At 70.6% G+C, this 26,471-nt stretch carries 30 protein-coding genes; 14 read left to right on the forward strand and 16 right to left on the reverse strand.

Features of this window, described 5'->3' with window-relative positions; genetic code table 11:
- Positions 1-5 precede the first annotated feature (5 nt).
- From ACZZZB_RS16055 to ACZZZB_RS16075, 5 genes are all read right to left on the reverse strand, one after another.
- On the reverse strand, positions 6-1,046 hold the full coding sequence (locus ACZZZB_RS16055; RefSeq protein ID WP_285026038.1) for a LacI family DNA-binding transcriptional regulator: 1,041 nt from the start codon (positions 1,044-1,046) through the stop codon (positions 6-8).
- On the reverse strand, positions 1,043-1,957 hold the full coding sequence (locus tag ACZZZB_RS16060) for a carbohydrate ABC transporter permease (protein ID WP_192005524.1): 915 nt from the start codon (positions 1,955-1,957) through the stop codon (positions 1,043-1,045). The genes ACZZZB_RS16055 and ACZZZB_RS16060 overlap by 4 nt, the downstream gene beginning before the upstream one ends.
- A complete protein-coding gene (locus ACZZZB_RS16065; protein ID WP_056013507.1) occupies positions 1,954-2,835 on the reverse strand; it encodes a carbohydrate ABC transporter permease in 882 nt (293 codons plus the stop codon). Before ACZZZB_RS16065 ends, ACZZZB_RS16060 begins: the two co-directional genes overlap by 4 nt.
- A gap of 70 nt (positions 2,836-2,905) precedes the next feature.
- Positions 2,906-4,267, reverse strand: coding sequence for an ABC transporter substrate-binding protein (locus tag ACZZZB_RS16070; RefSeq protein ID WP_463530228.1), 1,362 nt, complete (start codon positions 4,265-4,267; stop codon positions 2,906-2,908).
- Positions 4,268-4,348: 81 nt separating this feature from the next.
- Positions 4,349-5,839 (reverse strand): glycoside hydrolase, encoded by a 1,491-nt coding sequence (locus ACZZZB_RS16075; RefSeq protein ID WP_463530229.1) that lies wholly within the window; start codon positions 5,837-5,839, stop codon positions 4,349-4,351.
- Between the two features lie 139 nt (positions 5,840-5,978).
- On the opposite strand from ACZZZB_RS16075, the gene ACZZZB_RS16080 reads away from it, so the two are divergent.
- The 5 genes from ACZZZB_RS16080 (at position 5,979) to ACZZZB_RS16100 (ending at position 9,111) form a co-directional block, all read left to right on the forward strand.
- Entirely contained in the window at positions 5,979-6,254 is a 276-nt protein-coding gene (locus ACZZZB_RS16080; RefSeq protein WP_079706952.1) for a hypothetical protein, read from the forward strand.
- A 42-nt stretch (positions 6,255-6,296) separates the two neighbouring features.
- Positions 6,297-7,310, forward strand: coding sequence for a squalene cyclase (locus tag ACZZZB_RS16085; RefSeq protein ID WP_463530230.1), 1,014 nt, complete (start codon positions 6,297-6,299; stop codon positions 7,308-7,310).
- 78 nt (positions 7,311-7,388) lie between these two features.
- On the forward strand, positions 7,389-8,372 hold the full coding sequence (locus tag ACZZZB_RS16090; RefSeq protein WP_463530231.1) for an intradiol ring-cleavage dioxygenase: 984 nt from the start codon (positions 7,389-7,391) through the stop codon (positions 8,370-8,372).
- 58 nt (positions 8,373-8,430) lie between these two features.
- Positions 8,431-8,610, forward strand: a complete 180-nt coding sequence (locus ACZZZB_RS16095; RefSeq protein ID WP_137243487.1) for a twin-arginine translocase TatA/TatE family subunit — start codon at positions 8,431-8,433, stop codon at positions 8,608-8,610.
- Between the two features lie 15 nt (positions 8,611-8,625).
- On the forward strand, positions 8,626-9,111 hold the full coding sequence (locus ACZZZB_RS16100) for a Sec-independent protein translocase family protein (RefSeq protein WP_229939598.1): 486 nt from the start codon (positions 8,626-8,628) through the stop codon (positions 9,109-9,111).
- Here the strand turns inward: ACZZZB_RS16100 and ACZZZB_RS16105 are convergent.
- Positions 9,092-10,678 (reverse strand): MFS transporter, encoded by a 1,587-nt coding sequence (locus ACZZZB_RS16105; protein ID WP_229939599.1) that lies wholly within the window; start codon positions 10,676-10,678, stop codon positions 9,092-9,094. The two genes, ACZZZB_RS16100 and ACZZZB_RS16105, sit on opposite strands and share 20 nt — an antisense overlap.
- Positions 10,679-10,915: 237 nt before the next feature.
- Here ACZZZB_RS16105 and mmuM point away from each other — a divergent pair, with 237 nt between their 5' ends.
- Positions 10,916-11,815, forward strand: coding sequence for a homocysteine S-methyltransferase (mmuM, locus tag ACZZZB_RS16110; protein WP_463530232.1), 900 nt, complete (start codon positions 10,916-10,918; stop codon positions 11,813-11,815).
- Here the strand turns inward: mmuM and ACZZZB_RS16115 are convergent.
- Together ACZZZB_RS16115 and ACZZZB_RS16120 are read right to left on the reverse strand one after the other, a co-directional pair.
- Positions 11,812-12,621, reverse strand: coding sequence for an SDR family oxidoreductase (locus tag ACZZZB_RS16115; protein WP_463530233.1), 810 nt, complete (start codon positions 12,619-12,621; stop codon positions 11,812-11,814). The two genes, mmuM and ACZZZB_RS16115, sit on opposite strands and share 4 nt — an antisense overlap.
- 54 nt (positions 12,622-12,675) lie before the next feature.
- The gene (locus ACZZZB_RS16120; RefSeq protein ID WP_463530234.1) at positions 12,676-13,263 is read right to left on the reverse strand and encodes a TetR/AcrR family transcriptional regulator; all 588 of its coding nucleotides are present in this window, start codon (positions 13,261-13,263) and stop codon (positions 12,676-12,678) included.
- 32 nt (positions 13,264-13,295) lie between these two features.
- On the opposite strand from ACZZZB_RS16120, the gene ACZZZB_RS16125 reads away from it, so the two are divergent.
- Positions 13,296-14,321, forward strand: coding sequence for a DMT family transporter (locus ACZZZB_RS16125; RefSeq protein ID WP_463530235.1), 1,026 nt, complete (start codon positions 13,296-13,298; stop codon positions 14,319-14,321).
- Here the strand turns inward: ACZZZB_RS16125 and ACZZZB_RS16130 are convergent.
- Together ACZZZB_RS16130 and ACZZZB_RS16135 are read right to left on the reverse strand one after the other, a co-directional pair.
- A complete protein-coding gene (locus tag ACZZZB_RS16130; protein WP_191941546.1) occupies positions 14,239-14,856 on the reverse strand; it encodes an FMN-binding negative transcriptional regulator in 618 nt (205 codons plus the stop codon). The genes ACZZZB_RS16125 and ACZZZB_RS16130 overlap by 83 nt on opposite strands.
- Before the next feature lie 7 nt (positions 14,857-14,863).
- Positions 14,864-15,778 (reverse strand): DMT family transporter, encoded by a 915-nt coding sequence (locus tag ACZZZB_RS16135; RefSeq protein ID WP_463530236.1) that lies wholly within the window; start codon positions 15,776-15,778, stop codon positions 14,864-14,866.
- Here ACZZZB_RS16135 and ACZZZB_RS16140 point away from each other — a divergent pair.
- Positions 15,777-17,189, forward strand: a complete 1,413-nt coding sequence (locus ACZZZB_RS16140; RefSeq protein WP_274500607.1) for an aminotransferase-like domain-containing protein — start codon at positions 15,777-15,779, stop codon at positions 17,187-17,189. The two genes, ACZZZB_RS16135 and ACZZZB_RS16140, sit on opposite strands and share 2 nt — an antisense overlap.
- 21 nt (positions 17,190-17,210) lie before the next feature.
- On the opposite strand, the gene ACZZZB_RS16145 is transcribed toward ACZZZB_RS16140, so the two are convergent.
- Positions 17,211-17,696, reverse strand: a complete 486-nt coding sequence (locus ACZZZB_RS16145; protein WP_202938193.1) for a pyridoxamine 5'-phosphate oxidase family protein — start codon at positions 17,694-17,696, stop codon at positions 17,211-17,213.
- A 283-nt stretch (positions 17,697-17,979) separates the two neighbouring features.
- On the opposite strand from ACZZZB_RS16145, the gene ACZZZB_RS16150 reads away from it, so the two are divergent.
- The 4 genes from ACZZZB_RS16150 to ACZZZB_RS16165 all read left to right on the forward strand — a co-directional run bounded on the left by ACZZZB_RS16150 (position 17,980) and on the right by ACZZZB_RS16165 (position 19,692).
- Positions 17,980-18,288, forward strand: a complete 309-nt coding sequence (locus ACZZZB_RS16150) for a hypothetical protein (protein WP_079706962.1) — start codon at positions 17,980-17,982, stop codon at positions 18,286-18,288.
- 81 nt (positions 18,289-18,369) lie between these two features.
- A complete protein-coding gene (locus tag ACZZZB_RS16155) occupies positions 18,370-18,702 on the forward strand; it encodes a biopolymer transporter Tol (protein WP_463530237.1) in 333 nt (110 codons plus the stop codon).
- Positions 18,703-18,802: 100 nt separating this feature from the next.
- Positions 18,803-19,453 carry a DUF2975 domain-containing protein gene (locus ACZZZB_RS16160; RefSeq protein WP_463530238.1) on the forward strand — a complete coding sequence of 217 codons (651 nt, stop codon included), beginning with the start codon at positions 18,803-18,805 and terminating at the stop codon, positions 19,451-19,453.
- A complete protein-coding gene (locus ACZZZB_RS16165) occupies positions 19,453-19,692 on the forward strand; it encodes a helix-turn-helix domain-containing protein (protein ID WP_159879522.1) in 240 nt (79 codons plus the stop codon). Before ACZZZB_RS16160 ends, ACZZZB_RS16165 begins: the two co-directional genes overlap by 1 nt.
- Before the next feature lie 18 nt (positions 19,693-19,710).
- Here the strand turns inward: ACZZZB_RS16165 and ACZZZB_RS16170 are convergent, their stop codons facing one another.
- The 5 genes from ACZZZB_RS16170 to ACZZZB_RS16190 are packed head-to-tail and all read right to left on the reverse strand — an operon-like array spanning position 19,711 to position 24,878.
- Positions 19,711-20,718 (reverse strand): FecCD family ABC transporter permease, encoded by a 1,008-nt coding sequence (locus tag ACZZZB_RS16170; protein WP_463530239.1) that lies wholly within the window; start codon positions 20,716-20,718, stop codon positions 19,711-19,713.
- A 17-nt stretch (positions 20,719-20,735) separates the two neighbouring features.
- The gene (locus ACZZZB_RS16175) at positions 20,736-21,791 is read right to left on the reverse strand and encodes a FecCD family ABC transporter permease (protein WP_463530240.1); all 1,056 of its coding nucleotides are present in this window, start codon (positions 21,789-21,791) and stop codon (positions 20,736-20,738) included.
- A complete protein-coding gene (locus ACZZZB_RS16180) occupies positions 21,788-22,723 on the reverse strand; it encodes an ABC transporter substrate-binding protein (RefSeq protein ID WP_463530241.1) in 936 nt (311 codons plus the stop codon). The genes ACZZZB_RS16175 and ACZZZB_RS16180 overlap by 4 nt, the downstream gene beginning before the upstream one ends.
- 56 nt (positions 22,724-22,779) lie before the next feature.
- Positions 22,780-23,631 (reverse strand): siderophore-interacting protein, encoded by an 852-nt coding sequence (locus ACZZZB_RS16185; protein ID WP_463530242.1) that lies wholly within the window; start codon positions 23,629-23,631, stop codon positions 22,780-22,782.
- Between the two features lie 50 nt (positions 23,632-23,681).
- Positions 23,682-24,878 (reverse strand): MFS transporter, encoded by a 1,197-nt coding sequence (locus ACZZZB_RS16190; protein ID WP_463530243.1) that lies wholly within the window; start codon positions 24,876-24,878, stop codon positions 23,682-23,684.
- Positions 24,879-24,999: 121 nt separating this feature from the next.
- Between ACZZZB_RS16190 and ACZZZB_RS16195 the strand changes: the two genes are divergently transcribed.
- Together ACZZZB_RS16195 and ACZZZB_RS16200 are read left to right on the forward strand one after the other, a co-directional pair.
- On the forward strand, positions 25,000-25,365 hold the full coding sequence (locus ACZZZB_RS16195) for a MerR family transcriptional regulator (protein WP_137243475.1): 366 nt from the start codon (positions 25,000-25,002) through the stop codon (positions 25,363-25,365).
- 40 nt (positions 25,366-25,405) lie between these two features.
- Positions 25,406-26,359: an alpha/beta hydrolase fold domain-containing protein gene (locus tag ACZZZB_RS16200; protein WP_463530244.1), complete on the forward strand. Its 954-nt coding sequence runs from the start codon at positions 25,406-25,408 to the stop codon at positions 26,357-26,359.
- Positions 26,360-26,471 lie beyond the last annotated feature (112 nt).

Raw genomic sequence — 26,471 nt, forward strand, 5'->3', positions numbered from 1 at the left:
CGCCCTCAGACGGAGTGCCGCGGGACGGCCGGGCAGGCGATGAGCTGCGGCCCGGCGGGCAGCGCGGCGTCGAGACCGAGCAGCCGACGGACACCGGCCGCCCCGAGCTCGTAGTGGGGGAGGGCGACCGTCGAAAGCGGTGGCCGGAGGTGGGCGGCGATGACGTCCTGGTTGTCGAACCCCATGACGGCCATGTCGTCGGGGATCCGCAGTCCGCGCTCGCGCAGGCCGTCATAGAGGCCCATCGCTACACGGTCGTTGTGGCAGAACACCGCGGTGGCGCCCGAGTCGACGACCTCGGCGGTCGCCGCGTACCCGCCCTCCTGCTCCGGTGAGGCCGGGAACACGAGGGCGTCGTCGAAGGCCACCCCCGCCGCCTGCAACGCCGAGCGGTACCCGGCGAGCCGGCCGGTCTGTGCCGGTGAGGGGGTCGTCGTGTTGACGAACGCGATCCGTCGGTGACCGGCCGCGAGCAGCGCCTCGGTCGCGGTCCGCCCGCCCTGCTCCTCGTCGGGGACGACGGCCGGGAGCCCGCTGCCGGCTGCGTAGCAGTCGACGAGCACGGTGTCGGTCTGGAGGAGCGCCTCCGGCACGGTGATCTCGTGGTGGAACCAGGTCGAGTAGAGGATCCCGCGGACCTGGTGCTCGAGCATCATCGCGATCGCCTCCTCCTCGGCGGCCGTGTTGCCGTCGGTGTTGGCGACGAGCAGGACGTAGCCGTGGCGCCACGCCTCGTCCTGGGCGCCGTGGATGATCTGGCCGGCGAACGGGGTCGTCGCGATCGCGTCGGCGACGAGGCCGATGAACCGGGAGTGCCCCTGGGACAGCGTCTTCGCGAGGGCGTTCGGCCGGTAGCCGAGCTCCGCCACCGCCTCGTGCACCCGACGTTTCGCGTCCTCGCCGATCCGCGACCCCGGCTTGTCGTTGACGACGTGCGAGACGGTCGCCACGGAGACGCCGGCGGCCTTCGCGACGTCGCGCATCGTGATGCCCGAGGTGTTCTTCGGGTGGTCCGCGCCGGGCTTCGGCTGGTCGGTGCTGCTCATCCCTTGGTCGCTCCGCTCTCGAGGCCGCTGATCATCGCTTTGTTCAACACGAGGAACACCAGCAGCAGCGGTGTGACCGTGACGCAGACGGCGGCGAACGTCGCCGTCCAATCAGTGTTCCCCATCGCCCCGATGTAGTTCTGCAGGCCGAGCGGGATGGTCTTCAATCCGTCCGAGAGCACGAAGGTGTTCGCGAAGATGAAGTCGTTCCAGATGAAGATGCTGTTGACGAGCACGACCGTGATGATCGTGTTGACCGAGAGCGGGAACGTGATCTGGCCGAAGATCCGGTACGGGCCCGCCCCGTCGAGCGACGCGGCCTCGTACATCTCCCGCGGGATGTACTCGTAGAACGAGGAGAACAGGTACACCGCCATCGGCAGGGCGAACGCCGCCAGCGGGATGATCATCGACAGGTGGGTGTCGAGCAGGCCGACCTGCGAGTAGTCGATGAACAGCGGGACGAGCGCGATCTGCACGGGCACGATGATGCCGAGGAGGAACAGGCCGCGGACGAGCCCACTGAACCGGAACCCGAGGACCTGGAGCGCGTACGCCGCCATCATGCCGGCGATGACGATCAGGGCACTCGACCCGAGGGTGACGATCAGGCTGTTGACGATGTTCAGCCCGAGGTTGCCGGTCGAGAACGCCCGCGCGTAGTTCTCGAGCGTCCACTCGGACGGTAACGCGAAGGGGTTGCCACCGGCGAAGTCCGCCGCCGTCCGGAAGCTCGTGAGCAGCAACCAGACGAGCGGGTAGACCTGGACGAGCACGATCGCGACGACGGTCACGGTGAGGATCGTCCGCTGCACCCGCACGCGCGGGGTGTGCCGGGGCTTCCGCTTCGGTGCCGGCGCCGCCGGGGGCGCGACGTGTTCGGTCGGCCGGGCGGGGAGGGTGGCGGTCATGACTTGTCCTTCCGTCGGAGCAGCAGGAAGATGAGGCCGACGGCGACGAGACACTCGACGACGATGAACATGGAGATCGCGCTGGCGTAGCCGTAGTCCGTGTGGACGAACGCCGTCTTGTACATGTACGTGGTCAACAGCTCGGACGACTGACCGGGACCGCCGTTCGTCAGCAGGTACGGGATGTCGAAGCCACGGAGGGCGAAGGTCGTCGCCATGACCGTCGTCGTGATCCACACCGGCCGGATGTACGGGAAGCGGATCCGCCAGAAGATCTGCCACCAGGAGGCGCCGTCCAGCCTGGCGGCCTCCTCGAGGTCGCGGGGTACGGCCATGAGGGCGGCGTAGATGATGAGCATGTACAGGCCGGTGAACCGCCAGCCCTCCGGGATCGACACGGCCGCGAGGACGGTCTGCACGTTCGACAGCCAGGCCGTCTGGAGGTCGCCGAGTCCGACCCATGCGAGCAGCTGGTTGATCAGCCCGACCGGTTCGAGCGCGTACAGCCGCTGGAACAGGATGGCGATCGCGACCGTGGAGATGACGGCCGGCAGGAGGTAGAGCGTCTTGACGAGCTCGCGGGCCCGGGGGAGGGCCGTGAGCAGCCCGGCGACGAGGAGCGCGCCACCGAGCTGGAGCACCAGACAGATCGCGAGGTAGCCGAGGGCGTTGCCGAAGGAGGTCCAGAACACGTCGTCCCGCGTGAGCATCTTCACGTAGTTGTCGAGTCCGACGAACGCCATGTCCGTGATGCCGTCCCACGAGAAGAGGCTGAGGAACAGCGACTGCACGATCGGCAGGAGCACCGCCACGCCGTAGAGGACGAGCGGCGGCACGAGGAACACGAGCACCGACAGCGTCGACCGGCGGGGCAGCATCGACGTGGACATCGGCTTCCGCCGCCGCGGTGGGCGGGCCGGCGCCGCGCCCACCGCGCTCTGGGTGAGCTCAGTCATCGACGTTCTCCGTGAGGGCCGCGTCCATCGTCGTGATGAACTCGTCCGGCGTGATGTCGCCCTGCACGAGCAGGGTCAGTTCCTGCTGGAGTCGGGTGTTCGTGGCCGGGTCGAGCTGGGTGTCCCAGGGCATCGCGATCGCCGGTCCGACGCCGTCGGCCTGCGCCACGGAGCTCGCGTACAGCTCGGTCGCGTTCGTGGGGACAGTGGTCTGCGCGGAGGTCGTCGGCGACAGGGCGCCCGTCGCCGCGTAGAGCTCCGGGTAGCGCTCGAGGGCGAACGCGAGGAAGTCGCGCACGAGCGGGTCGTACGTCTTCGCGTTCACGGCCATGCCGATGCCGGAGGGGGTGACGTACTCGTTGTCGGCGGTGACGGCACCGTCGATGGTCGGTAGCGTGAAGGTGCCGACCGCGTCACGGACGCCGGGGTCGAGCGCATCCGTCGCGAGGTTCGAGAGCTCCCACGTGCCGATGTTGTAGACCGCGGCCTTCCCCGAGGTGAAGAGCGCCTGCGCGTCCGCGTAACCGGTCGAGGAGAACCCCTCCTGGAAGCAGCCGGCCTGCCCGAGGTCGTACAGCCATTCGGCCGCGGCCTGTCCTGCCGGGTCTGAGAAGGATGCCTTCCCGGCCTTCAGGTCCTGGATGTACTCGGGACCCGCCATCCGGAACGGGTAGTAGGCCATGTAGCGCTCGAGCGGCCACTGGTCCTGACCGTCGAGTGCGATCGGGGTGACGCCCTTGGCGCGGAGCGCCTTGCACATGGCGGGGAAGTCGTCGAGCGTGGCCGGGACGGTGACGCCGGCGTCCTCGAGCAGCGAGCGGTTGTACCAGAAGAACTCCAGCTGGAACTCGAACGGCACCATGTACAGCGAGCCGTCGTCGAACCGCTGGTAGTTGAGCGCCGCCTCGCGGTAGGAGTCGGCGAGCCCGAGGTCCTCGAGGAGCAGGTCGACGTCGACCATCCGGCCCTGCTTCGCGAGCTTCTGCGCGAACGGGGTCGCGTCGGTGTCGAAGAGCTCGGGGAGCTTGTTCGCGGCCGCGAGGGTCTCGTACTTCTGGATGTAGGACGGGCGGTCGGGCGTCGTGATGAGGTTCAGCGAGAAGCCGGGGTGGTCCTTCGCGTACTCGTCGGCGATCTGCTCCATGGCGGTGATCACCCCGCCGTCGGCCGGGCGGGAGAGCAGCCACGAGATCTCGCGGGGGACGATGTCGCCCTTCGGGTCGACGTCGGTCGGGTCCGTGGCGCTCGATCCGCCGGCGCAGCCGGAGAGGGCGAGCGCTGCAGCGGCGACGAGCGCCACGAAGGCGGTGCTGCGGGTGGGGCGCATGGTGCGGGGGCGTGCGGTGGTTGGCATGGTCGGAATCTCCGTTGATCGATCACAGGTGGGTGCGGGTGTGCGGGTGGTGGTGCAGCAGGGCGGAGCGTGGTGTCGGGATCAGGACGTGGTGCTGGTGAGGAGTCGGTGTGAGGTGGGGTCGTCGTCGGAGTCGCCGCCGTCGCGTTCCAGGAGCGTGCACGCCTCGACGGTGACGGTCCCTTCACCGACGAAGACGCCGACGCGACCGCTCGGTAGGTCGTAGAGGCGCGTGCTGAGGACGACCGCGTCGTCGACGGTCGCGACGCAGAGGTCGCCGTCGACGATCACCTCGAGCTCGTGCAAGCCGGGGGCGAGGTGGCAGGGGCGTTCGAGTTCGACGACGAACGGGACGTCGCCCGAGATCTGCCACTGCTCCGTGCCGGTGCTGGAGCGGGGCCAGCGGTCGAACACGAGGCGGTCGCGCTTCGGCTCCAGGCGCAGGACGTAGCCCTCGTCGCCGTCGTCGCTCGCCCGGAGGAGGACGCCGCACTCGGTCGTGCCGGGGGCCATGTCGAACCGGGCGACCAGTCGGAAGGAACTCGGTGCGTCCACGTCCGAGAGGGCGTCGGCGTACCCGTCGGGGGCGCTCAGAACCGTGCCCGAGGTGATGACGGCGTCCGCCGGCTCCTCGGCGGGTCCGAACGTCTCGCGGAGTTCGACCGGCGGATGGAAGGCGAGGGTGCCGTCGGCACGCTGCTCCGCTTCGAGGACCGACATGGTGCCGGCCCACTGCCAGGCGCCCGCGTCGTGGGCTCCCTCACGCGAGGCGATCCAGCCGAAGAAGAACCGGCGTCCGTCGCGGGAGGCGGACTTCGCCGCGTAGTACGCGCGTCCGTCGAGCGTGTCGTGCTCGGGGACGAGCCAGGGGCCGTGCAGGGTGCGCGACATCCGGTAGCGCGTCGTGAACGACTCGCTGAACTCGGAGTACACGAGGTACCACCAGTCGCCCCACTGGAAGACCTCGGGGCACTCGTGAGCGATGTAGCGGCGCGGGTCCCAGAACGGCTCGACGGGTTCCCAGGTCGAGAGGTCCGTGGAGGTGCACTGGGCGATGACGCCGCGACGTCGTTCCGGGCCGTGTGCGTGTCGGGCGGTGATGAGCATCCGCCAGACGGCCGCGTCCTCGTCCCAGAAGACGAAGGGGTCCCGCCAGTCGGCGGTCTCATACCCTGCGGTGGCGCCGAAGGTGTCGGCCTCCCGGCGCTCCCAGGTGCGCATGCCGTCGGTGCTGACGGCGTGCATGACGAGTTGTAGCGCCAGACCGTCGGCACCGCGGCGCTCCGGGTGCTGTCCTGTGTAGAAGACGTGGTGGACGCCGTCGGGACCCAGGACGACGCTGCCCGTGTAGACGTTGAAGTCCGGCGCGGACGGTCCGCCCGACGCCAGGGCCTCGCCGAGGTCGTCGAAGTCGACGAGGTTCCGGGTGGTCACGCGATGCCACGGCATGCCGATCTTGGGCACGCGACGCGACTCGTGCAGGTAGAGGAGGTGGAAGACACCGTCCTCCTGCCAGGGGATGACGTCTCCGACCCATGCGCCATTCGGCTGGTGGAACCCTCGTTGGTTCATGACGTCCTCTGCAGTGAGTGGTTAATCGGTTACGCAGTTACCGTAGCGGGACGCCGAGAAGGTGGTCAAGCGGTTAAGCAAAGTTAAGCAGCTCGATCGTCGACTTGCCTCATGTGACATTCGAACGTATGTTCGACACATGACCCGCCCGCGTCCGATCCGCCTCGACCACGACACGTGGCTCGTGATGCGGAATGACCCGGTGATCCCGAAGGCGGTCATCGAACGGCGCCGCGATCGGGGTGGTGCCGACGCGTACTTCGTCATCGCCTGGGACATCGATCCGCTCAAGCGGGTGTTGATGAGTGTGCAACCGAGCCTGGAACGCGCCGACGCCCTCGTGCGGTACGACGTCCCGCGCACCACCTCCGACCGCGACGGACCGCCCAATGGGCTCAAGGCCACCCCGCGCTGATCCGCTCTGTCGGAGCGCGCCGTCGGGGAGTAGCGTTCCCGCATGGCGATCGATCCGAAGCTGCTCGACTGGTTGCTCGACGCCGATCCGGCTCTCCGGTGGCAGGTCGAACGAGACCTGGCGGGTGCGCCACCCGAGGTCTGGGAGGCGACGCGGAGCGCCGTCGCGACGACCGGGTTCGGTGCCGAGCTGCTCGCGCATCAGGACCCCGACGGGCAGTGGGCGGGCGGCGCGTACTTCCCGGCCGGTTTCTTCGGCAGTGCCGAGCAGGAGGAGCCCGGGCAGCCCTGGGTCGGGACCACCTGGGCCCTCAAGGACCTCCGCGAGTGGGGCGTCGATGCCGCCGCCCTGACCGACACGGCCGAGCGCCTGGCGGTCAACAGTCGGTGGGAGTACGACGATCTGCCGTACTGGGGCGGTGAGGTCGACGTCTGCATCAACTCGTTCACGCTCGCCACCGGCGCCTGGCTCGGCGTCGACGTCACCCCGCTCGCCGCCTGGTTCACCACGCATCGCCTCGCCGACGGCGGCTGGAACTGCGAGGCGGAGGAGGGTGACTCGGTGCGGTCCTCCTTCCACTCGACCCTCAACGCGGTGCGCGGTCTCCTGGCGTACGAGGCGTACACGGGTGACTCGAGCGTCCGTGAGGCCCGGCAGGGTGGCGAGGAGTACCTCCTGACGCGACGACTCCTCAATCGGGCGACGACCGGGGAGCGGGTCGGCCCGTTCGTCGACCACCTGGTCTTCCCGAACCGCTACCGCTACAGTGCCCTCGCCGCCCTCGACCACTTCCGGGACGCCTCGCTCGCCGACGGCACGCCCCCGGATCCGCGCCTCGCCGACGCCGTCGAGCTCGTCCGTGCGGCTCGCCGGCCGGACGGGACCTGGCTCCAGGGGCGGCCCCTGCCCGGACGCGTCTGGTTCGACACCGACGTGCCGGAGGGCGAACCGTCGAAGTGGCTCACGCTCATCGGTTCCCGGGTCCTCGCCTGGTGGGACGACGCGGGCTCGGCAACCGCCCAGCAGACCCATCGACGACGTATGGACGGCTCATAGGAAGCCCATAGCCGGCACGCCGATGCTCGTCTCACCACCGATCGAGACCACCGATCGCAGACGAAGGCGAGGCGCACCATGAGCAGGATCCCGACACCCGAGACCACCCCGGACGGCCCGGCCTACGAGGGCCGCCTGCTCGACCGGGCCGACGAGGAGGTCGTCGACCAGGGCGTCGCGTTCGACCTCGGAACCCTCGTCAGCCGACGCACGGTGCTGAGCCTCGTGGGCGCCGGGGTCGGGGCCGTCGCGCTCGCCGCCTGCTCCACCGGGGCGTCCGGCAGCAGCAGCACGAGCACCGGCGCCGCGAGTTCCGGCACGAGCACCGCGACCGCGACCGGCGACCTCCCATCGGGCGAGATCCCCGACGAGACCGCGGGCCCCTACCCGGGCGATGGCTCGAACGGAGCCGACGTGCTCGAGGAGTCCGGCATCGTCCGCAGCGACATCCGGTCGAGCATCGGGTCCGGCACCACCGCGAGCGGGGTCCCCATGGCCCTCTCGCTGACCATCCTCGACACGGCGAACGGTGACGCCCCGTTCACCGACGTCGCCGTGTACGTCTGGCACTGCGACGCGTCGGGCGGCTACTCGATGTACTCCGACGGGATCGAGGACGAGACCTACCTCCGCGGCGTCCAGGTCGCCGACAGCTCGGGGACCGTCTCGTACACCTCGATCTTCCCGGCCTGCTACTCGGGCCGGTGGCCGCACATCCACTTCGAGGTGTACCCCACGGTCGCGGACATCTCCGACTCCGCGAACGCCATCGCGACCTCGCAGGTCGCCCTGCCGCAGGCGGCGTGCGACACCGTCTACGCGCTGTCCGGCTACGACGGTTCGAGCGGGAACCTCGCCCAGGTGAGTCTCGACGACGACAACGTCTTCGGTGACGACGGCGGTGCCCTGCAACTCGCGACGGTGTCGGGCGACGCGACCTCCGGGTACCAGGTGGCGCTCACCGTCCGCGTGGACACCACGACGACGCCGACCGCCGGCGCCGCTCCGTCCGGTGGTGGTGGGGCCGGCGGTGGCGGAGGGACGCCCCCGAGCGGCCGCTGACCGCGCCGCGTCTCCTCGCATCCCCGACCCATCCCGTATCGACCCGAAAGGACCCGTCATGGGATTCCTCCAGAACCTCACGGGCTGGCACGCCCTCATCGTCCTCGCCGTCATCCTGCTGTTCTTCGGCGCGGCGAAACTCCCCAGCCTCGCCCGCAGCGTCGGGCAGTCGGCGCGCATCCTGAAGGACGAGGTGTCGGCCGACACCGACACTCGCGCCGACACGCCTGCCGCCTGATCATCGGAGCGCATCGTGTTCGGACTCACCATGGACAAGCTGATCGTCATCGGCATCCTCGCGGCCGTGCTCATCGGCCCGAAACAGTTGCCGGTGTACGCCGAGCGACTCGGGGTGCTCGTCCGCACGGTCCGCGACCTCGTCGCGACGACCAAGGCGCGAGCCGCCGAGGAACTGGGCCCCGAGTTCGACCCGACCGAGTGGAAACGCCTCGACCCTCGACAGTTCGATCCCCGACGGATCATCCAGGAGGCGCTCGTCGAGGATCGTGGGTCGGTCGCGCAGCTCGAGCCGTCGACGACGTCGGAGGTGCAGGTGGAGCCGACCGTGCCGTCTGCCCCGGCGAAGCCGGTCGCGAGCGGCGGCTGGCAGGCCGCGCTCCTCGAGCGGGTCGGACGCGACGGGGCGGATGCGCACCGCGCACCCGCCCCGATCGTGATCACCGAACGCGTCGTCCTCGACGGACGCGTCGACGAACCCGCTAGCCGGCGGGCGTCGTGACGCGTCCGTCCTGGCCGTCCGCCGCGGCACCGCTGGTCGACGCGGGCGGCAGGATGTCGAGTGGCATCGTGTGGGTGTCGATGAGCGGGTTGTCGTCCTGCCCCTTGACGAGTTCCACCGCCTCGGCCTTCGTCTCGACCGTCGGCACCGAGCCGATGAGCGGACGACGAGCCGTCTCCCGCATCGTGAGCACGCCGACGCCCGCCACAGCCGCGAAGAACATGATGTAGAACGCGGGCATGAAGGTGTTGCCGGTGAGCTGGATGAGGAACTCGCTGAACAGCGGCGTCGTGCCGCCGAAGAGCGAGACCGACAGGTTGTAGGCGATCGCCATCGCGCCGAAGCGGGACGCCGTCGGGAAGAACGCCGGCAGCGAGGCCGCGGACGGTCCCGCCCACAGCGCGACCGGGGCGGCCACCATGAAGAGGGCGATGAAGATGGCCCAGATCTCACCGATCTGCATGACCGCGAACGCCGGCACCATGAGGGCGAGGGTCGCACCGACGGCCATGAGGTAGACGGGCTTGCGGCCGAGCTTGTCGGACATCCGGCCGACGAGCGGCAGGCAGGCGGACATGATCAGCAGGACCGGGATGGTCGCGACCGCCGCCGTCAGGTTGGAGACGCCGACGTCCTTCTCGAGGTAGGTCGGCATGTAGCTCGTGAGCGCGTAGCCGGCGGTGTTCGTCGCGGCGACGATCGCCATCGCGATGAGGATCTGGCGCCAGAAGTGACGGAAGATCCCGAAGACGCCCTGGCGGGCCATGGGGTCCTCGTGCTCGGACTCGATGCCGCCAGCGGTCTCGGCGACCTCGTAGGCCGGGGTCTCGGGGATCTTGAGGCGGAACCACACCGCCACCGCACCGAGCGGCAGGGCGATGAGGAACGGGATGCGCCAACCGAACTCGGTCATGGCGTCGGGGCCGGCGAGGCCCTCCGCGATCAGCGTGGTGAGGGCGACGGTCCCGGCACCGGCCGCGAAGCCGACGTAGGACCCCACGTCGAGCCAGGAGGCCCAGAACCCGCGGCGACGGTCCGGTGAGAACTCGGCGACGTAGGTGGACGCGCCGGCGTACTCACCACCGGTCGAGAAGCCCTGGATCATCTTCAGGAGGTACAACGGGGCGATGGCCCACAGCCCGATCTGGGCGGCGGTCGGCAGCACGCCGATGAGCGCGGTGGCCGCGGCCATCATCGACATCGTGAGGAAGAGGATCTTCTTCCGGCCGATCTTGTCGCCGAGTGGTCCGAGCACGAGCCCGCCGAGCGGACGCACGAGGAACGACACGGCGAACCCGAACAGGGTGACGAGGATGCCGGCCTCAGGAGGGAGTCCCTCGGTGAAGACGACGGTCATCGTGACCGCGAGGTAGCCGTAGATGCCGAAGTCGAACCACTCCATGAAGTTGCCGACGACGGTGCCTGAGATGGCAGTGCGGACCTTGGACGTCTTGACGACGAGGACGTCGTCGACGCGGAGGCGTCTGGTCTTACGGGCCGGCTTCCGGCCGGTCTTGGGGGAGGGTGATGCGGGGGACGATGATGCCGCGTTGTCGCTGGAGTTCACAAGCAGTACTCGTTTCCTGACAGTCGTGTTGAATCATTCGGCACTCGCGTAATCGCTCAGTGCCCGAGAAATGCCGGAGGATCGCCATGCTGCACTGGCACGGAGCTCGGGGGAGCTGCACGTCGGGTGGCGGGTCGTTCTCGGGGAGAACGCGTCCTCTCGGCTCTGGACGGGTATAGACAATACCAGGTGTCCAGTGGCGACCCTCCCCGCGGTGGTGCGGGCACAATGGACGGCATGGATGTTCGGCGCGGTGTCTGGACCCTCGACGGCGGACTCGGAACGCTGCTCGAGGCCCGAGGGCACGACCTCTCCGACGCGCTGTGGAGCGCTCGTCTGCTGCTTGAGGAGCCACAGGCGATTCTGGACGCTCATCGGGAGTTCTTCGCCGCCGGTGCCCAGATCGCGATCACCTCGTCGTACCAGGTCGGGTTCGACGCGTTCGAGTGCGTCGGCATCGCGCCTCCCGAGACCGAACGGCTCCTGCGATCGAGCGTCGAACTGGCGCGGACGGCGCGCGACACGCGGTCGGAATCGGACCCCGACGGTCCGCTCCTCGTCGCCGCGTCGGTCGGTCCGTACGGCGCGACGCTCGGCGACGGCTCGGAGTACCGGGGCGCCTCTGGTCTCAGTCGGACCGAGCTGCGGCAGTGGCACGAGCGGCGTCTGGCAGTGCTGGTCGACGCGGCCCCCGACCTCCTCGCCCTCGAGACCATCCCGACGCTCGACGAGGCGACGGCGCTCGCCGATCTGGTGCGGGGTTCGGGCGTGCCGGCATGGTTGTCGTTCACGGTGGAGGGCGGTCGTCTCCGCTCGGGCGAGCCGATGGCGGAGGGCTTCCGTCTCGTCGAGCGGATCGACGAGTTCCAGGCCGTCGGTGTCAACTGCTCGCACCCGGACGAGGTCCTCCCGGCCATCGCCGCTGCGCGGTCCGTGACGGACAAGGCGGTGGTGGTCTACCCGAACTCGGGCGAGCGCTGGGACGCCGGCGCCCGCTGTTGGCGCGGAGCCGCCGGGGTCGGCGAGGTGGAGGCCTGGCTGGAGGCCGGGGCGACGATCATCGGCGGCTGCTGCCGGATCATGCCGACCGACATCGCCGACATCCGTGCCCTGGTGGGCCGGGACACACGTTCCTAACCGACGTTGAAGCCGCCGTTGCTCGAGAGCACCTGGCCGTTGATCCAGGAGCCCGGGGCTGAGAACAGGAAGCGGACGAGGTCGGCGGTGTCGGACGGCGTGCCGAGCCGGCCGGCGGGCGTCGCCTCGGTGCCCCAGCGGCGGATGTCGTCGGTCATCCAACCCGTGTCGATCGGACCCGGGTTGATGACGTTCGCCCGCACCCCGCGGTCGCCCAGCTCCACGGCCGCAGCGGTCACGATGCGGTCGAGCGCGCCCTTGCTCGCCCCGTAGGGGAGGTTGTTCACGGTGTGGTCGCTCGTGAGGGCGACGATCCGACCGGCCACCCGGGGCGGCGCCTCCTGCACGGGGAGCTGTTCGGCGAAGGCCTTGATGAGCAGCCACGTCGCGCGCGCGTTCACGGCGAAGTGACGGTCCCAGCTGTCGAGGTCCGTCGTGAGGATCGAGCTGTCGACCGACTCGCAGTGCGACATGACGAGCCCCGACACGGGACCCAGCTGCGCCGCCCGCCCGACGAGCTCGGCCGGGAACGCCGGGTCGGCGAGGTCGCCGAGCACGAGCTCGACGGTCACGCCGAGCGCACGGCACTCGTCGGCGATCGACTCGGGGTCGTCGGGGGTCCGCTCGTAGCCGACGCGGTCGTCGTAGGGTCGCCAGGCGTTGAGGACGAGGTTCCAACCGTCCGCGGCGAGACCGGTGGCGAGTCCCGCGCCGATCGAGCGGCGGCGTCCGACCCCGGTGACGATGGCGATGCGGTCGGTGCTGTTCTCGTGGTCGGCGGCGATGGCGTCGTCGGTGAAGTCCATCCCGAGACCCTACGCGATGTCGGGTTGTCGGCGACAGACCGGCGCCGGCTCCGGTCAGGCGGCCAGGAGTCGACGCGCGATCGCACGCGCGGTCTCGAACGGTTCGCGGAAGGTGCGCATCCCGACCGTCACGATGGCGCCCTCGTACAGCAGCATGAGTTCGCGGGCGCGCGCCCCGGGGTCCGACAGGCCGGCTTCGGTGATGAGCTCGGCGAAGCGGTCGAGGAGCCACTGCTTCTGTCGGGTGACCTCGGGAAGGACGAGGCCGCTCGTCGCGTGGTCGGGGATCTCCGCGCGGGCGTTGACGGCACTGCAGCCCTTGGGGCTGTTGTCGTCCGACCAGCCGATCGCCGCGTCGAAGATCGCGAGGATCCGGTCGATCCCGGGTTCCGGGTGCCGGGCGAGGAACTCGTCGACCCAGACGCGCCAGCGGGCGTCGCGATGCTGCAGGTAGGAGAGGACGAGGGCCTCCTTGCTGCCGAAGCGGTCGTAGAGCGTTTTCTTCGTGACGCCGGCCGCCTCCGCGATGGTGTCGACGCCGACCGCGTGGATGCCGTTCTCGTAGAAGAGCACGGAGGCGGCGTCGAGCACGCGTCGGGCGCCCGGCGTGAGGGGTGCGAGCTCTGGAGTGTCGACCGTCATGCGAAGACTATACCAGTCTGTATACTGCCGGGATGAGTAAACAGATCGGTATACCTGTGGTTCGTGCGATCCGCGCGGTCATCGTCCCCCTCGCGGCGATCGGGTTCGTCCTCGCGTGGAGCTCCGGGTTCATCGTCGCGAAGATCGGAACCGAGGACGTGCCGGTGCTCACCGTGCTCCTCTGGCGGTTCGTCCCGCTCGCCGTGGGGCTCGCGATCGTGCTACTGCTCAGCGGGCAGTGGCGGAACGCCACCCGGGCACAGGTGCGGTCGCAGCTCGTCATCGGCCTGTTCGCGCAGTTCGGCTACGTCGTGTTCGTCTACGCCTCGGTCGCCGTGGGCATCTCGACCGGGACGACCGCGCTCATCGACGCCGTCCAGCCGCTCGTCATCGCGGCGCTCGCCGGACCGCTGCTGCACGTGCGGGTCCCGGGCGCTCAATGGTTGGGGCTCGGGATCGGCGCGGTCGGGGTGTTCCTCATCGTGCAGTCCCAGTTCGGCGCCTCGGACGCACCGCCGATCGCCTACGCCCTGCCCGCACTGGCCATGGTCAGCCTCATCACCGCGACGATCCTGGAACGGCGCTCGCCGCACCGAGCCCCGGTCCTCCTCACGCTCACCGTCCACGCGACGGCGACCATGGTGCTCCTCGCCGTGCTCGCCCTCGCGACCGGTGAGGCGGTACCGCCGGGCGACGCGACCTTCTGGCTCACGACGCTCTTCCTCGCGCTCGTCCCGACGCTGTCGGCCTACGGGCTCTACTGGTGGCTGCTGCGTCGCATCGGGGTCACGGTCCTCAACGCGCTCCTGTTCCTCGTCGCGCCGACGACCGCCGTCGCGGGTGCGCTCCTGTTCCGGGAGCCGTTCACGCTCCTGACGGCCGGCGGGTTCCTGCTCAGTGCGGCGGGCGTCGCCCTCGTGCTCGTGAGCGACGCCCGCGGTCGCGTCGATGCCCGTCGGGTCGGGGCCCGTCGGGTCAGTGCCCCTCCGGCCGCCGATCCTGCTGACGGCGCATCTCCTCGGCCAGTGCCGGATTCCGCTCAGCAAGGTGCGCGGTGATGTCGTCGACCACCTCGGGCGTCTTGTTCTGACTGAGCTTCGCACGGGCGTCGAAGCGGGTCACGCGCATCCGGAGGCCGACCGTCCCCTTCGCTGCGCGCCGGGTGCCGGCCTCGTCCTGGGACAGGTGGCGGCCGTCCTGTCGGTGATCCTCGAAGTGGTCGGTGAGTCGCGAGAGCATCTCGTAGTTCTCGTCCTCGCTGAGGACCTCCGGCGTGCCGTACAGGTGCGCGGTGACGTGGTTCCACGTCGGGATCAGCTGGCCCTCCGGGTACCAGCTCGGCGAGACGTAGTCGTGCGGTCCCTGGATGATGACGAGGATCTCGTGCTCGCCGAGCTCGTGCGAGTGCTCGTCCGGTCGGCCGAAGTGGCTGACGATCGACAGCTCGTCCCGGTCCTCCTCGAGGATCGCCGGGTAGTGGGAGGCGACGAGACCGGTGCTCGCGGGCGAGACGAACGTCGCCCACGGGTGGTTGCGGATGAGGCGCTTGACCTCGTCGACGTCGGTCATCAGGTACGTGGGGGTGTGGCGCATGGTGGGGTCACTTCCGGTCGAGACGGGTGCGGACGGCGAGGCCGGCGCACAGGATGACCGCGAGCCCGCCGAGCGCGGTGGCCCAGTCGAGTCGCTCGCGGAGGATGAGGGCCGCCCAGGCGATGCTCAGCACCGGCTGGACGAGTTGGATCTGGCTGACCCGGGCGATCGGGCCGATCGCGAGTCCGCGATACCAGGCGAAGAAGCCGAGGAACATGCTCGCGACGCCGAGGTAGCCGAACGCCAGCCAGCTGCCGATGGCTGCGGTCGGTGGCTGCTGGACGATCGACAGCGCTGTGAGGGCGACCATGAGCGGTGCTGCCACGACGAGCGCCCAGGAGATCGTCTGCCAGGAGCCCAGCTCCCGGGCGAGCAGTCCGCCCTCCGCGTAGCCGACGGCGGCCGCGACGACGGCGCCGAGGAGGAGGAGGTCCGACCAGGCCAGCGGCGCGAGGCCGCCGTGCTGCACCGAGGCGAACAGCATCGCCGCGACCGCGCCAGACCCCGCGAAGATCCAGAAGCGACGCGTCGGGCGCTCGCCGCCCCGGAGGACGGCGGCGACCGCCGTCGCCGCCGGGAGGAGGCCGATCACCACGGCGCTGTGACCGGCGGGAGCGGTGGTCAGTGCGAAGGAGGTCAGGAGCGGGAATCCGACGACGACGCCGCCGGCGACGATCGCGACGCGAGCCCACTGCGCGCCGGTCGGTCGTCGCGCTCGCAGAGTGGCGAGGGTGATCGCGGCGAGCAGGGCTGCGATGACCGCGCGCCCGGAACCGATGAAGAGTGGCGAGAGTCCGACGAGTGCGACCTTCGTGACGGGGACCGTGAAGGAGAACGCCATGACGCCGAGGAAGCCCCAGCCGAGCCCGCCGCGGGATAACACTCGCGCCGGCGTCACGATAACGCTACTCTGTGGGCTCATGGACAACGATAGCACCGGGCGGATCGTCGCCGCCATGACCGCTTGGATCGCAGCGGCACCTCCGGGTGCACGCGTGCCCTCCAATCGGGCGTTGACCGCCGAGTTCGCAGCGAGCCCCGTCACCGTCCAGAACGCGATGCGCCAGCTGGCCGGCCGAGGGCTCATCGAGAGTCGGCCGGGCGTCGGTACCTTCGTGCGTGCGGCTCGTCCGGCGCGGTCGGTCGACTACGGCTGGCAGACCGCTGCGCTCGGGGCGCTCCCGTGGCGCTCTGGCGCGCTCTCCTCGGCGCAACGGTCGGTCGCACCCGCCGCGATCGCGATGCACTCCGGATACCCCGCCCGAGAACTGTTGCCTGAACGGCTGGTCCGCGCCGCGCTCGCGCGTGCCGCCCGCACCGACGTGGCGATGACCCGATCGCCGGCGGCCGGCTCGCCCGAGCTCCAGGCGTGGTTCGCAGCCGACCTCGCGGCAGCCGCACCGCCCGGGGTCACGCCGCCGACCGTGCGGGACGTCATCGTGATCTCCGGCAGCCAGAGCGGACTCAGCTCGATCTTCCGGGCACTCGTCGGCCCGGGGCAGCCGATGCTCATCGAGTCGCCGAGCTACTGGGGTGCGATCCTCGCGGCCGAGCAGGCGGGCGTGACGCTGGTCCCCGTGCCGACCGGTCCGGACGGACCGGACCCGGACGTCGTGGAGCGCGCGTTCCAGGACACCGGTGCGCGGGCGTTCTACGCACAGCCGACCTTCGCGAATCCGACCGGCGGCCGCTGGTCGCCGGAGACGGGGGTCGCGATCCTCGAGACCGTCCGGCGGCACGGCGCGTTCCTCATCGAGGACGACTGGGCGCACGACCTCGCGATCGACGTCGATGCCCGGCCGCTCGCCGCGCTCGACGACGACGGACACGTCATCTACCTGCGGTCGCTGACCAAGAGCGTCTCGCCGGCGCTGCGGGTCGCCGCCGTCATCGCGCGGGGGCCCGCCCACGACCGGATCCTGGCCGACCTGGCCGCCGAGTCGATGTACATCAGTGGGGTCCTGCAGGCCGCAGCCCTCGACGTGGTCACCCAGCCCGGGTGGCGGTCGCACCTCCGTGGTCTGCGACCGCTCCTCCGGGCCCGGCGGGACCTGCTCGTCGCGAGCCTGCGCGAGCACGCCCCGACGGCGCACCTCGAGCGGCTGCCGCTCGGTGGACTGAACCTGTGGCTGCGGCTCCCGGAGGGCACCGATGTGCCGCGCGTGGTCCGCACCTGCGAGAGCCGTGGGCTCATCGTCTCCGACGGCACCGAGTGGTTCCCGGCGGAGCCCGCGGGGTCCTACCTCCGGGTCAACTACTCCGGCGAGGACGCGGGTCGCTTCGATGAGGCGGCCCGCATCCTCGGCGGTGTCCTGGCGGACGAACGCGCCTGAAGGTGTTCAGGCGACCGTTCGTTACAGGTCGAGCTTCGCGTTGTCGCCGCCGTCGTAGGTCTCGCCGGTGACCTTCGACTTCACGAACGCGACGGCGGTCGCGATCTTGCCGCCGGGGCTGTCCCAGTACTCGGCGCTGTCGGCCGAGAACTTCAGCAGACCGACGCGCGGGTCGGAGGGGCCGTCCGGGAACCAGGCCTCGACGACGCTGTTCCAGAGCTGTTCCAGCTTGGCGTGGTCCTCGACGAGCTCGGCGGTGCCGGCGAGCGACACCCATGAGCTGTCCGAGCTCAGCGTGACGCCGGCGTTCGGGTTGACGTCGAGCTGCTGGACGGCGGAGGCGTCCTTGCCGACGATGAACCACAGGTCGCCGTCGAACTCGCGCTCCTGGACGGTGAGCGGGTGGGCGACGAGCTTGCCGTCGAGGTCCACCGTGGTGAGCATCGCGAAGCGGAAGTCCGCGAGCAGCTTGTTGAGGGTCGTGTAGGGGTCGGTGTCTCCGGCCATGGGGGTCTCCTTCGTCTCGTCGACCGGCCCGTCGGTGTCGGGGTGCCGGTCTGCGTGGCTCGCAGCCTACGACTCGCGGCTCCGACGGCACCTGGATGGTGCCGACCGTTGACGCGAGGCGGATCTTCTGCTCCTGCGGCGACTCCGGTCGTCGTGTCCGGTCGCCGACTCCAGTCGACGTCTCCGCTCGCCCCATCGCACATCTCGTGCGCGAGCGCCATGCTCCCGCCGTTCCCGGGTCCGCTCACTACCCTGGACTCTTCACCACCGTAGGGAGAGACACATGAACACCTCATCGCTCACGAACCAGATCAACGAGGCGCTCGCGGCACTTGGCGGCGGTCCGTTCCTCACGACGAAGACCACCGAGAAGGACGCCACGACCACGGTCACCGGCACCCTCGGCGACAGCGAGATCCACATCGACTTCATCGAGGAGGGCAACGGCACCGAGGCCGAGAAGGACCACACGGTCGTCGTCCGCGACGCCTCGGGCAAGCAGATCGGCGAGGGACGCGGCGACTCGACCTTCGCCGACGCCATCTCCGCCTTCGGCTGGGCGGGCGTGCTCGACGCCGTCAAGAACGGCTGATCGCGTCGTCATGACCTCCAGGGTCCGGTCTCGTCCGCATTCGCGGTGGGCCGGGCCCTGCGTCGTCTCCGGGAGGCACCCGTGACGCCGCGATCGGACGACGGGCCGGTGGAGGACGAGCACTGGTTCGTGGTGAACGGCAGGCGCTGGCGCCGGACGGATCCGATTCTGCCGTCGGAGCTCGTCGCGTCCCTGCAGTCCCATCTCGGTCGTGGGCGTTCCGGTGTCGGTGTCGGGAAGCGGGCGGGTGACGAGGATGCGGTCGCTGCTGCCCGCCGTCGCGTCGGGCTCGCGAAGCACGGGCTCGGTGAACGCGGCCCGAAGTGGTGGGAGGAGTCGGAGGGCGATCGACTCGAGCGCGCCGAGGCGGCGCTGCGTGAGCTCGAGGCGATCGACGAGTCGCCGCCCGGGTGATCCGGTCGGGTGGACGTGCTCTCCGCCCGCTCTTGCGTTCTGATCAGTTTCGACATATCGTTTATCGATACCAACGACAATCGATATGGATGTGATGATCATGACCGAGTCCACCGATCGCCCGACGCCGTCCGGCTTCGACCACGCGGCCTGGCAGGCCGCGAAGACCCAGCGCTCCAACCGCAACGACCTCGTGTCCGTGCTCGGTGCCGCCGTCGTCGCGGCGGGGGTCGTCGTCGTCACCCTCGTCCTCCGGCTGCTCGATATCTTCGGCACCGACGGGACCCGGGTGCCCGTGTTCTTCGACGCCGTCGACGCAGTCCTGCCGAGTGCGGCAGGAGCCGGCGCCTTCACGATCGACCAGGGTTCGGTCGTCGTGGCCGACCTCCCGGTGGTGACCTTCGTGTGCGTGCTGCTCGCCGCGATCCTGCCGGCGATCGCGAACCTCGTGGTCATCGTCTGCGCGTTCCGCTTCTTCCGCCGCCTGCTGCGTGGCGATGCCTTCGCGCCCGGGAACGCACGGCTGCTCTCGATCGCCTCCATCGCCATCCTCTGCGGGTGGATCGCGGACACCTGGTTCGGCACGATGGCGTCCAACGGCGCGCTCGCGGCCGTGACCGACGGCGCCGTCGAAGGAACCCCCTACCCGCTCACCTGGATCCCGTTCTTCGTCGCCATGGCGGTCGGCGGCCTCGCGATCGCCTTCCGCGCCGGTGAGCGCCTGCGCGCCGACACCGAGGGACTCGTCTGATGGTGCCGGCGCCCGAGGAGGACATCGCGACCGGCGTGCACTGCAACCTTGACCGGTTGCTCGCCGACCGTGGTCTCACCCTCGCCCGGCTCAGCGAGCTCGTCGGGGTGAGCGTGGTGAACCTGTCCGTGCTGAAGAACGACCGAGCGAAGGCGATCCGGTTCTCGACGCTGACGGCGATCTGCCGGGTGCTCGACTGCACGGTCGGCGAACTGCTGGAGCTCGACGACGCCCGCTGAGTGGTCCGGTACCGACCGTCAGCGCCGGCGTTCCCGGAGCAGCAACTGCGTGAGGTACAGCCCGCCGACGACCACCGTGACGACGCCGACCGGCACCGTCAGCGGGATCAGATGCTGGGCCACGAGGTCGGATGCGAGGAGCAGGACGCCGCCGACGAGCCCCGTCGCGACCAGCGGGATGCCCGGCGAGCGGGTCAGCCGGCGGGCGATCTGCGGAGCGGCCAGGGCGATGAACGCGATCGGGCCGGCGACCGCGGTCACCGCGCTCACCAGCGCGACCGCGAGGCCGATGAGGATGGCGCGTTCACGGGTGAGGCGCACCCCGGTCGCGGCAGCCACGTCGTCACCGAGTTCGAGCTGGCGGAGCGGACGGGCGGCGAACGGCAGGACCGCGAAGAGCACCACGAGGCACGCGAGTGCCGGCCAGACGACGGTCGCGGTCGCGGTGTTGAGCGTCCCCGCGCCCCAGGCCGCCGCGAAGAGCGCGACGTCGAGGTCGGCCCGGAGCAACAGCCAACTGTTGAACGCGGCGAGCATGGCCGAGACGCCGATGCCCACGACGATGAACCGGAAGCCCGACAAGCCCTGGCGGAGGGCCAGGATGAAGATCGCGACCGCGGCAGCCAGGCCGCCGAGCAGCGACCCGGCCATCAACGCCGGCCAGCTGCCGCCGAGGAGGAGGAGCGCGACGAGCATCCCGGTGAACGAACCGTTCGCGAGGCCGATGATGTCGGGGCTCGCGAGCGGATTCCGGGTGAGCGTCTGGAAGATCGCTCCCGAGACACCGAGCGCTGCGCCGAAGCCGATCGCCGCGAGCACGCGGGGCAGTCGCCAGTCCAGCACGACGGTGCGCGCCAGGCCGTCGACGCGTCCGGTGAGGACGCCGATCACCTCGTCGGTGGTCAGCGGGTAGTCGCCGAGCGCGAGACCGGCGATCCCCGCGACGACGATCGCCAGGAGTGCGGCGGCGCAGACGAAAAGGGCTCGTCGAGCCGGTCGGCGCCCGGTGATCGGACCGGCGGTCACCTGTTCCCGTGTCGTGCTCACAGTCCCGAGGCCGTTCTGCGTCGGGCGAGCGCGATGAGGACGGGCGCCCCGACGAACGCGGTCACGAGCCCGACGGGCATCTCGCCCGGGAGCACCGCGATCCGTCCGACGACGTCGGAGCACAGCACGAGGACGCAGCCGACGAGGACCGAACCCCCGAGGATGCGGCGCTGATCACTGCCGACCGACCAGCGCACGAGGTGGGGCACGACGAGGCCGACGAAGGCGATCGGCCCGGCGATCGCGGTGGCGCCACCGGCGAGCAGGGTCACCGCGGCGAGCACCAGGATGCGACTGCGCGTGACGCTGACGCCCTGTGCTCTGGCGACGTCCGGGCCGAGGGCGATCGCGTTCAGGCTCCGCGCGCTCGCCGCGGCCAGGACGAGCCCCACGGCGAGGAAGGGGAGGACCGGCACGACGACACCGAGGTCGCGTTCGAGCAGGCTGCCGGCGTTCCAGCCGCGCATCCGGTCGAACGCGTCGGGGTGGGTGATGGCGATCCCCGTCGTCAGCCCGGCGAGTACGGCACCGAACGCGACACCCGTGACGGTGAGGCGGGCGGTGGAGGACTGCTCACGCCCGCCGGAACCGATCGAGTACACGACGAGGGTGACGACGAGCGCCCCGCCGCAGGCGAGCCAGGCGATGTCGCCCGGCGCTCGGACACCGAGGAACGCCAGGCCGACGGCGACCGCGAAGCCTGCCCCGGCGTTGACGCCGAGGATGCCGGGGTCGGCGAGCGGATTCCGGGTGAACGCCTGCATGAGCGCGCCAGCGACGCCGAGGGCCGCACCGACGGCCAGCGCCGCGACCGTGCGCGGCACCCGCTGATCCCACACGACGAAGTTCGCCTCGTCCGAGCCCGTGCCGAGGAGCGCCGCACGGACGTCATCCGGAGCGATCGGGTTCGCGCCGACGAACAGTGACAGGAGGACGGCGACCGCGAGCGCCGCGACGCCCGCGAGCAGTGGGATGAGCAAGCGGTGTCGCCGCGGCGCTCGACCGCTCACCGAGGTGTCGCGGGCAGTCAGGATCGCGGTCGGCTTCGTCACGACCCGTCGGAGAGCAGCCGGTCGAGGTCGTCGAGGACGGCCATGCCGCCGAGGGGGCCGACGCCGGTGATCCAGAAGGACTGGTCGACGAGGTGCAGCTCGGGGAAGGCGTCGGTGTTCGCGGTGAGGGAGGCGGGCAGCGTCGAGGTGTCGTCGGGATCGACGCTCGTCACGAAGACCTGGTCGGCCTTCGCTTCGAGCACGCGCTCGGGGGAGAGGTCGAGGGAGATGTCCTCCCAGGCGTGTTCGGGCGTCGTGAACCCGGCGCACTCGAGGGTGCTGCCGGCGAAGGAGGTCGGGCCGTAGAGCGTCAGGACACCGTCGCGGGGGCGGATCAGCTGTGCCGTCTTGCCGGCGGTTTCGTGCTCCTTCGCGATCTCCGCGCAGCGCGCGTCGTAGGCGTCGAGGAGTTCGTCCGCGCCGTCCGGGTCACCGAGTGCTTCGGCGACGAACTGCACGTTGTCGCGCCAGGGGTCGGTCTGCGTCGCCATGAACACCGTCGGAGCGATCTCGGACAACTGGTCGTACAGGGCGGAGTGCCGCGACTCGGTGCCGATGATGAGGTCGGGCTTCGCGGCCGCGATCAGCTGGACGTTCGGCTCCGCCACGGTCCCGACGGTGGGGATGTCGGCGGCCTGCTCGCCGAGGTAGGCGGGGACGCCGGCGGTCTCGTTCAGCACCGCTGCGCCCACCGGGGTGATGCCGAGCGCGACGGTCGTGTCGAGCTGCACCGGTTCGAGGACGACGACCCGCTTGGGTGCGTCGGGGATGCTGGTCTCGCCGTGGGCGTGCTCCATGACGTGGGTCGCGCTCGTCGCGGTGTCCGAGGGGGTCGAGGCGCTCGAGCTGCTGCAGGCGGAGAGGCCGAGGGCGGCGATGGAGAGGGCGGCGACGGCGACGAGACGTCGACGATGGGCGAGGGGGAGGGGCACGGATCACCTTTCGAACGGGTCGCGACGCATGCGACCGAGTAAGGCAAGCATAACCTTCATTCGGATGTGGCTCTGGGGCGAGCGTTCCAGTAGCCCTGCCCGTGGACGCGCTCCGGGTCGATCCCGTGGTCGGTCGTCGCAGCGCGCAGGAGGGGGATCCGGGTGCTCTCGGTCACCAGCCAGGCGGCGAAGCCGGTGCCCAGTGTCGCCGCCGACGACCCGTGTGTCCGGAGCCACTGTTCGACGCCGGCGACGAGCGCGTCACCGCCCGCCTGCCCGGCCCGTTCATGGACCTCGACCGTGTGACGCTCGAGCAGCGGCCCGAGCAGGGCGGTGTCGGCGGGGTCGCCGAGCTCGAGGAGGACGTGGGCGCGGACGTCCTCGTCGAGGGAGCGCAGGATCCCGTGGACGGCGGGGAAGGCCGTCTCGTCGGCGGCGATGAGGACGGTCGTCGCAGTGCCGGGCGCCCACTGGACGCCGTGTGTCGGGTCGCCGCGACGGATGTCCGGCCCCGAGACGAGCAGCCGGTCGCCCACCCGCGCGCCGAGCGCCCATCGACTGGCCGGGCCCGCCGGCTCGTGGATGAACACGTCGAGGTCGACCTCCTGCTGCGCCGGCCTGACGCGATGGGCCGTGTAGCTGCGCATCACCGGGCGGTCCGCCGGTGGGAGTGCGCGCCAGGTGCGCCGCCACGCGTGCTCCGGCAGGCCGTCGTGGAGTCCCTCCGGGTAGGCGCCGTCGTCTCCCGGCAGCAGGACCTTGATCCGCTGGTCCCGCTCGTACGGGGCGAAGTCGGCGAGCGAGGCACCGGCGAGGGTGAGGCGGATGAAGCCGGGGGACAGCCGTTCCGTGCGGTCCACGACCGTGTCGAACAGGATGTTCGGCGAGTGGAGGAACGGGACGGGCATCGCATCGAGTCTAGGAGGACCCGGCGCTGGCGTGCCGGGTCCTCCGTCGTTCACCCGCGGCGGACGGCGCGTGCGATCACGGCGCAGAGGGGGATGGCGACGACGGTCAGCGAGGCCGCTGCCGGGAGGAGCAGGGCCGGGCCCCAGGTGCCGAGGATGATCCCGCCGACCGCGCCGCCGGTGGCGATCGAGCAGTTCCACACCGTGACGAGTGCTGACTGGGCCGCATCCGCAGCGTTCCCGGCGACCCGCGCGATCGCCACCTGGAACAGCACGGAGTAGGCGCCGAAGGCGAGCCCCCAGCCTGCCGCTGCGATGAGGAGGACGACGACCGGGGGATCCCAGGCTACGACGGCGAGGCCGACGGTCCCGAGGAGGGCGGCCGTGAGGATGGTCGTCCCGAGGCGCAGGTTCGCCAGCCGTCCGGCGCCGAGCGTGCCGACGACCGACGCCACACCGAAGGTGGCGAGGAGCAACCCGAGCGGCACGGGTGTCCCGCGGGAGGACAGGACCGGTGCGAGGTAGGTGTACGCGATGTTCTGGCCGATGATGCAGACGGCGAGGGCGACGAGGATCGTCACGACCGCGGGGATGCGGAGCGCCGCACCCATGCGCGTCGAACGCCCGGGGGCCCTGCCTGCCACGCGGGGAGCGACGACGACCGCGAGGACGCCGAGGAGCGCGGTGGCGGCGGCGACGATCCCGAACACCGTGCGCCAACCGAACTCCTCACCGAGGACCGCGCCGGCCGGGACGCCGAGCGCGAAGCCGAGTGTGGCACCGGACAGCACGACGCCGAGGGTGGAACCGAACCGCTCCGGGGCGGTGAACCCGCGGGTGTACCCAGGGAGCATCGCCCAGACGACGCCGGCCACGAGCCCCGCGACGAACCGGGTCGCGAGATGCGTGAGCAGGTCGGGCGCGACGGCCGTGCCGGCGTTCGCGAGCGCCGAGACGATCAGGGCGAGCAGTACGACCGTCCGGCGGTCGAGCTTCGCGAGGGCACGGCTGAGCGGGATCGCGGCGACGATGCAACCGAGTGCGAAGACGGCGACGCTCTGGCCCGCGATCGACTCCGAGACGCCCAGGTCGGCGGCCATCGCCGGGAGGACCCCGGCCGGGAGCACCTCGGTGAGGAGCGTCACGAATCCGACGGCGGCGAGGAGCAGCGCGGTCGGGAGGGGAGAGCGGGTTCCGGTGGCAGGAGGGGTCGTGGATCGTGCCGCGCGCAAACTGTCGGTGGTCATGTCGGTGAGTCTCCCGGCCTGCCACTGGTGGCAGGGTCAAGCCGACGAGGATGCCCCGGGAATATCCGCCCGGCACCGACGGCTGCTCCAAGAGGACACAACTCGGTCGAAGGGGTCTTGCATGCGCATCGGCGAACTGGCGGCGGCCACCGGGAGCACGCCGCGGCTGCTCCGGTACTACGAGGAACAGGGGTTGCTGCGCCCGACCCGCTGCCCGAACGGGTACCGCGAGTACGGGGACCACCTCGTCGCGAAGGTGCAGCGCATCCGTGAGCTGATCGCCGTCGGCATGCCGACCGCGCTCATCCTCCAGGTCCTGCCCTGCTTCGAGGACGACGACACGATCTACCAGGTGACGCCCTCGGCGGAGGTGCTGGAGCGGTTGCTCGAGCATCGCGAGCGACTGGATGCGAAGCTCGGCTGCATCCAGGAGAGCCGGGACGCCATCGACGTCTACCTCCACCGCGTCGGCGGCATCGTGGTCTGAGTCGGCTGAGTCGACCGAGTCTGCTGGGTAGGCTCGGCGCATGTCACTCGATCCGTACTACCGCGACCGCCTGAGCCTCTTCGACGGGTTCTCGAACGCCGATCGCGCCGCCGCCGGTGGGACCCTCGACGAGGCGTTCCAGGAACGACTCGTCGCATACGGTGACGACGGGCCGTGGAGCCCACCGAGCGACGTGGTGATCACCGACGAGGTCGTCGACGGTCCGCACGGCACGGTCCCGATCCGACGCTACGTCCCGGCCGACCCCAGTGGTGTCGCCCTCCTCTGGGTGCACGGCGGCGGCTTCGCGGCGGGGACGCTCGACTGGCCGGAGGCGCACGTCGTGAGCGCCGAACTGGCGGCGCGAGCGGGTGCCGAGGTCGTCTCCGTCGACTATCGACTGGCGGACGGCACGACGCGATACCCGGTGCCGCTCGACGACGTGCTCGCGGTCTGGGAGCAACTCGACGACGAGCGGTCGGCCGTTCCCGGTGCGCGGACGGCCATCGGTGGGGCCAGCGCCGGAGCGGCCCTCGCGCTCGCCGCGTCACTCCGCAGCGATCGACGTGCGGACGCCGTGCTGCTGGCCTACCCGTTCCTGCACGCCGTCGTGCCAGCGCTGCCCGCGGACGTCCTGGCCGAGATGGCGGTCCTCCCGGACTTCATGCGGTTCCCGACCGAGTCGATCGACTGGATGGTCGGGAACTACGTCGGTCGCCTGGAGGACGTGCCCGAGCTCGCCCTGCCGGGAATCGTCCCCGTGACCCCGGACCGCCCGCCGCTGTGGGTCCTGCTCTCGGAGTTCGACGACCTCCGGCCGTCGGGGGAGCTGCTCATCGCGGCGTCGGAGGCCGCCGGTGCTCCCGTCCGCAGCCGGCTTGAGCCAGGCGTCCTCCATGGCCACCTCAATCGCCATCCGGTCGCGCCAGGCGTCTCCCCGTCGCTGGACTGGCTGGCCGACGGGCTGCGCGCCACGGGGAATCACGCCGACTGAGTCTTGCGTGATCCTCGTCAGCGGGCATACTGGAGTCACGCTCCGTTCCCGAACGGAGTTCGGTTTTCGCTTCCGGCCCGCCTGAGCCCGGGTGATCCCGACGCCGCCCCAC

The organism is Plantibacter sp. AC185, from assembly GCF_979258065.1.